Genomic DNA, 6,000 nt, shown 5'->3' with positions numbered 1-6,000 from the left:
TACCTCCCTTTCGTAACGCAACCGGTACCCAAGCCCGGACCGGACGAGGTGGTCATTCGCGTGCGGACCGCTCCATTGAATTACAGGGACGTGCTGACCGCCCTCGGCATGCTTAAGAGACCATCACGGCGGGCACCGTCCTTCGGATGGGAATGTGTCGGCGAAGTGGTCGCACGCGGTGACCGGGCCGACTCGGTGGAAATCGGCGATGTGGTCATGGGAATGGTGCCTGCGGCCATGGCCGGACACGTGACCGCGAAGGCAAACCTGGTTGTCCGCAAGCCTGAGCATCTGGGCATCGAGGAAGCCGCCACGCTGCCCGTGGCTTTTATGACGGCGTACCTGGGGCTCGCGGTACGCGGCGGGATATCCGCCGGTGACCGCGTTCTTATACACAACGCGACAGGCGGGGTAGGACTGGCCGCTCTTCAAATCGCACAGCAGGCGGAAGCCGAGGTTTTCGCCACGACCGGCTCTGAAGAAAAACGCGCCCTGTTGAAGGAGATGGGCGTTTCCCATGTGATGGATTCCCGATCACTGGAATTCGCCAAAGAGATCATGGAGAAGACGGACGGGAAGGGCATGGATATCGTGCTCAATACCCTCTCCGGCTCCGCCATGCGGGCTTCTTTGTCCGTGCTGGCACCCCACGGACGTTTCATCGAGATCGGCAAAACCGATTTGCTGAACCACGGATCCATCGATCTCAACTTGCTCGACCAAAACCGGTCCTATCATCCTATCGATCTCGCGCAGTTCATCGAGGACCGACCGGACCGGGCAGGCGGCTTGCTGCAAGAGGTCGTCGACATGGCCGGGGATGGCAGTATACGTCCCCTACCCTATCGGACCTTCCCGATGGAACAGGCGCGTGAGGCCTTCCGGTTCATGTCGCAGGCCCGGCACACGGGCAAACTGGTGCTCGTGGATGACGGAGCGCCAATTCCGGTGAACCTGGGCGACGACGACCCGGTCATACGTCCGGGCGGGACCTACCTCGTCGCGGGCGGCACGGGCGGGATCGGACGTTTCCTCACCGGCTGGCTGATCGACCGGGGAGCCGGCCTGGTGGTCGTTACGGGCCGAAGGGGAATCGAGGAAACGGAGCTGGGAGCCGGTCCTGGCGGAAACGTCAGGTATGTGCAGGCCGATGTGACCGACCGGGAAGCGATGGAGTGCCTCATGGCGGACCTGCGTGCGGAACGCGGACCGGTCAGGGGCGTTTTCCACGCGGCCGGCGTGCTGGACGACGGCATTCTGCTTACCCAGGACGCGAAAAGGTTCCGCCAGGTACTCGAGCCCAAGACGACCGGCGCGTGGATGCTACACGAACTGACCAGGGACCTCGAATTGCATCTCTTCGTCCTGTTCTCTTCGGCTTCTTCCCTGGCCGGCACCGCGGGCCAGGCGTCCTACGCCGCTGCGAACGCTTTTCTCGACGGCCTGGCCGAACTCAGGCGTCAGGAAGGCCTCCCCGTGACGTCGATCAACTGGGGTCCCTGGGAAGGTACAGGTATGTCGGATGACGAAGGTGTAGCCGACCGGCTCAGGCGACAGGGACTGCGACCTATCCCTCCCGAAGAGGCCGGCGCGCTGCTCGACCGGTTGTTGCGCCGGGACGTCCATCGCGTCGGCGTGATTCCTACGGCGGAACCCGCGGCAGAATCCCTACTCGCACCGTTCCTGCCTTTGGATGATCGTTCAGAACTCGCACCTCAATCGATCACACCGCTATCGAGGGCGGATTTGAACGTGCTGGCCGTGGACAGACTCCGCGTCTACATCGAGGATTACGTGACCGATGCGATCGGCCGGATTCTGGAAGTGGACCCGGAGAGCGTGGAACCGGGGCAGACCTGGCGCAGCCTGGGGGTGGATTCCCTCATGGCCGTGGAATTGAGAAACCGTATTGAGGCGGGGTTGCACGTGTCGATTCCGGTAGAGACGCTGCAGTCGGAGATCGCTATAGATCAGACGATCGACACGTTGCTGGAAGGGTTAGAAAGCCACGAGTCGGACTCGAACCGACGACCTATTCATTACGAATGAATTGCTCTACCAACTGAGCTATCGTGGCCTGGTAAAACCGCGCTAAATATAAGGCACGACCTACCCGATCGCAACCCGTTTTTAGGTTCCGACGGATTCCAGGGACCGCGCGATATTCGCCCGCGTTCCGCTGATATCAAAACACTCCTGCTGGTTGGTCTGCATGAGCCGGAGCGCTACGTCCATCGCCTGTTTTTCGGTGAGGAGGCCGTCGTTCACTTCGCCTTCCATGGCGCGCCCGAGCCACCTCCGCGCCTGCACGGTATAGGCATAGGCACTGGTGGGCCAGCCGGTGTCCCCGCCGAAGGCGAAAAGCTTGTTGATCGGTACGGCATGGATGAACCGGCGGACGAAATCGCAGGAACTGAAAGGGTCGATGGACCAGGCCCAGCAGAGGTCCACCCAGACGTTGGGGTAGTGCTTGGCCAGCGCGATCAGCTCGTGGCTGTAGGGATAGGCGATGTGCATCAGCACGAACCGGGCATCAAGGTAGCGAGCCAATAGACCGCAAAGGTTTCCGCTCTTTATCCGATCCACCGGCATCCGGCTGTGGCCCGCGTAGTAACCGGTGTGGATCTTGAACGGCAGGTTGTGTTCGATGGACAGTTCCACGCCCCGCGCCCAGCCCCAGTCACCCAGGCACAGCGACGCTTCCTCCGGCGCACCATCGGGATTACTCAGCACGATCTCCAGGGCCTTTGCTGCGTCTTCATCGCTGCGCTCCTCCCACCGGAGCGTCCTGGAATAGGCGTGCTGTGCCTTGACGGCGATGGCGTGGGGACCGTACTTCGCGAAGATGGCGGCCATGGCGTCCCGTAGGCTGCCGAGATTGTTCACGGTAATCCCCGTTTCCTCCGCGATTTTCTCCACGGGTACCTCGCCGTTGCAGAATCCCACCCAGGACAGGTCATAGAGGAAGAAATCCGGTCCAGAGGCATCCGGTTCGCACGCCCAGACGAAGTTGTCGATTTGCACGTGATCCAGGCCCGCGTGGTCCCGCAGGAGCGCAAGGCGCTGGCCGGAGCCCCGTAACCGGTCGTTCTCGGCCTGCGCCGCTGCCAGGCCGTCGACGGTAATCTCGGCCATCCCGTACACGTCTTCCGCCAGTATGCGCACCGCTTCACCGTATCCCGTGTGCTTCACGGCTTCCCAGGCCGACCGGACCGGTTCGAAACGTGCCGCCACGTCGCCCTTCGAGGGGTCCAGCAGGGCGTTTACATCCTCCTGCGAAGCGCCGGCGACCACGAGGTCGGCTGGGACGTAATTCTCGAAGAGGTCCTGCAGTACGTCCGGCCCGTTGGCGACCCAATCGTCCTCGAACCGTAGATGCTCGTGGGTGTCGATAAGCGGCGTTTCCTGAATGTACCGGGACAGATCGGACATGGAGACCCTCCTGCAGATGTGCGTGGGGAAGCGGGACAAACATGAGAGACGGGCTTAAGACCGGGAATACCCCCGGGGTGAGTCGAACACCCGACCAACGGTTTAGGAAACCGTTGCTCTATCCACTGAGCTACGGGGGCTGGCGTGTCGTTCCGGTCCGTGCTCAACTTAAGAACGCGCCTGCCGGGTGTCAACGCCTTAATGCGGACGTTCAGGTAGTGAATGATCTTGTCATCTCCTATGCACCGGCATATATTCTGACCGCCTGATCCGGCAGTGCATTGAGCGGCAGGATTCCGGTACGCGGAGCGGGGATTCGAGAATGAAAGGACTGGTAAAATACGACCATGGCCCGGTCAACATGGAAGTCCGGGACATGCCGGTTCCCGAGCCCGATTCCGGGGAGGTCCGGGTGGAGATCCGGGCCGCGGGCATCTGCGGGACGGACATCCACATCTACAAGGACGAGTACCCCTACAACCCGCCGGTGATCATGGGCCACGAATTCTCCGGCATCGTGGACGAGGTGGCCGATACGGACGAATACCGGCCGGGCGACGCGGTGACCGGCATACCGACCACCGTCGTCTGCGGCGTCTGCAGGTACTGTGTCGCAGGCCAACATAGTCTGTGCGACCGCCGCCTGTCGATCGGCAGCGGGGTGCACGGCGTATTTACGAAGTACGTGGTCATGCCCACCTGGGCCCTGCGGAGGATTCCGGAACACCTGGACCTCACCATCGGCGCGTTGAGCGAGCCCCTCTGCTGCTGCGTCAAGGCCGTTTCCATTCGCACGTCCGTTACCGCCGGCGACGTGGCCGTGGTGACGGGTCCCGGCCCCATCGGCTTGCTGACGACGCAGGTGGCGAAGGCAGAAGGCGCCTACGTCATCCTGACCGGCACTTCCGAGGATTCCGAGCGGCTTGAACTCGGTGCGCGGTGGGCCGACGAGACCGTCGACATCGAAGAAGTCGACCTGCTCGATCTCGTCCGGGACCGGACCCAGGGCTACGGCGCCGACGTAGTGTACGAATGTTCAGGGTCGGCTGCGGCCACCCGTTCGGCCATCGAACTCGTGCGGAAACAGGGCACCATCATGCAGATCGGCCTGCACGGCGGCCCCTTCGAGGTGGATTTCTTCCCGGCGGAATTGAAGGAAATCGATATTCGGACCTCCTTCGCCGGATCCCTCGATGCCTGGGACCGCACCATGGTGATGCTGGATCAACGCAGGATCGAACTGGAACCAATCGTGTCGGACGTGGTTCCTTTAACCGAGTGGGAGAACGCATTCCATCGGTTGTTGAACAAAGAAGGCATGAAGATACTGTTTGAACCGATTGATTAACGAAAGGACTTGAAATGGATCTGGGATTGAAAGACAAAGTCGCACTGGTTACGGGCTCGAGCCGGGGCATCGGGCGATCGATCGCCCTGGGTCTGGCGGAGGAGGGATGTCACGTCAGCCTGAGTGCCCGGGGGGAAGAGCGGTTGCTCGAAACCGGGAAGGAAGTCGTACAGAAGGGTGTCGAGACACTGGCGACGGCGGGGGACCTGACCACGGTCGAAGGCATCGACCGGGTCGTGGAGGCGACGCTGGAGCGCTGGGGCCGCATCGACATCCTGGTCAATAACGTAGGCGGAAGCGTCTGGAATCCCTTCGACGATGTCTCCGATGACGAGTGGCTCCACGTATTCAACCTGAACATGTTCGCCGCCGTGCGGGCGACGCGGGCCGTGCTGCCCACGATGCGCGCGCAGGAAAGCGGTTCTATCATCACGATTTCCTCGATCTTCGGACGCGAAGCGGGCGGCCCGGCCACCTACAACGCCACGAAGGCCGCAGAGATCTCCATGGGCAAAACGCTCGCCAAGGAAGTGGCCAAGACCGGCATCCGCGTGAACACGGTGGCGCCGGGTTCAATCATATTCCCGGGTGGCAACTGGCAGAAGCGGCTGGACGCGGACCCGGAGGGCATCGGCAAGTTCATTGAACAGGAACTTCCGGCCGGACGCTTCGGCAAGCCCGAAGAGATCGCGGACGTGGTGGTCTTCCTGTCGTCTGATCGGGCAAGCTGGGTGACCGGTGCCTGCATCAACGTGGACGGCTGCCAGTCCCGTTCGCTGATCTAGATTTTAGTGGTAGAAACATTGTAGATTCGCAGGAAAAACGGATTTAGATACTCGGAAGATACGTGGTAGACACACAGAGGATTCGTCGCATGAACTCGCGCCTCGAACAGCTTGAATTGCTCGCCAGTAAGGACCCCGGCGATCCCTTCATTCAGTACGCGATCGCGCTGGAATACGTGAGTTCGCACCAGCTCGAACAGGCGGCTGAAATCCTCGAAAGGCTCATGGCGGAATCGCCGGACTACACGGCGGGTTATCACCAGGCCGGACGGGTTTACGAACAGCTGGACCGCGATGATGAAGCCCGCAGATGTTACGAGCAGGGGATCGTCGTGGCGGAACGGCAGGGTGACGCCAAGGATCTGGACGAAATGCGGGAAGCCCTGGCGTTTCTGGACTGATATTAGTTGACTGGACGTACCTTCGACAGAATGG

4 protein-coding genes and 2 tRNA genes are annotated in these 6,000 nt (G+C 61.5%); 3 read left to right on the top strand and 3 right to left on the bottom strand.

The features are described 5' to 3' along the window. Positions 1–2,004 precede the first annotated feature (2,004 nt). The 3 genes from OXH56_15420 to OXH56_15410 all read right to left on the bottom strand — a co-directional run bounded on the left by OXH56_15420 (position 2,005) and on the right by OXH56_15410 (position 3,572). Positions 2,005–2,077, bottom strand: a tRNA-Thr gene (locus OXH56_15420). Between the two features lie 53 nt (positions 2,078–2,130). Further along, positions 2,131–3,432 carry an amidohydrolase family protein gene (locus tag OXH56_15415; protein ID MCY3556697.1) on the bottom strand — a complete coding sequence of 434 codons (1,302 nt, stop codon included), beginning with the start codon at positions 3,430–3,432 and terminating at the stop codon, positions 2,131–2,133. A gap of 67 nt (positions 3,433–3,499) precedes the next feature. Continuing rightward, positions 3,500–3,572 (bottom strand) — tRNA-Arg (locus tag OXH56_15410). A gap of 182 nt (positions 3,573–3,754) precedes the next feature. Between OXH56_15410 and OXH56_15405 the strand changes: the two genes are divergently transcribed. From OXH56_15405 to OXH56_15395, 3 genes are all read left to right on the top strand, one after another. Next, complete coding sequence (locus OXH56_15405) at positions 3,755–4,780, top strand: zinc-binding dehydrogenase (protein MCY3556696.1); 1,026 nt, start codon at positions 3,755–3,757, stop codon at positions 4,778–4,780. Between the two features lie 14 nt (positions 4,781–4,794). Then, positions 4,795–5,565 carry an SDR family oxidoreductase gene (locus tag OXH56_15400; GenBank protein MCY3556695.1) on the top strand — a complete coding sequence of 257 codons (771 nt, stop codon included), beginning with the start codon at positions 4,795–4,797 and terminating at the stop codon, positions 5,563–5,565. Positions 5,566–5,654: 89 nt separating this feature from the next. Further along, a complete protein-coding gene (locus tag OXH56_15395) occupies positions 5,655–5,966 on the top strand; it encodes a tetratricopeptide repeat protein (protein ID MCY3556694.1) in 312 nt (103 codons plus the stop codon). Positions 5,967–6,000 lie beyond the last annotated feature (34 nt).

Source organism: Gemmatimonadota bacterium, from assembly GCA_026702745.1.
In the GTDB taxonomy this organism is placed as follows: Bacteria; JAAXHH01; JAAXHH01; order JAAXHH01; family JAAXHH01; genus JAAXHH01.
The sequence above is the reverse complement of the archived record's forward strand: the minus strand, read 5'-3'. Positions and strand labels throughout refer to the sequence as shown.

Coding starts and splice junctions, on each gene's coding strand:
- OXH56_15415 (MCY3556697.1), bottom strand. CDS start 3,432: ATGTCCGATCTGTCCCGGTACATTCAGGAAACGCCGCTTATCGACACC.
- OXH56_15405 (MCY3556696.1), top strand. CDS start 3,755: ATGAAAGGACTGGTAAAATACGACCATGGCCCGGTCAACATGGAAGTC.
- OXH56_15400 (MCY3556695.1), top strand. CDS start 4,795: ATGGATCTGGGATTGAAAGACAAAGTCGCACTGGTTACGGGCTCGAGC.
- OXH56_15395 (MCY3556694.1), top strand. CDS start 5,655: ATGAACTCGCGCCTCGAACAGCTTGAATTGCTCGCCAGTAAGGACCCC.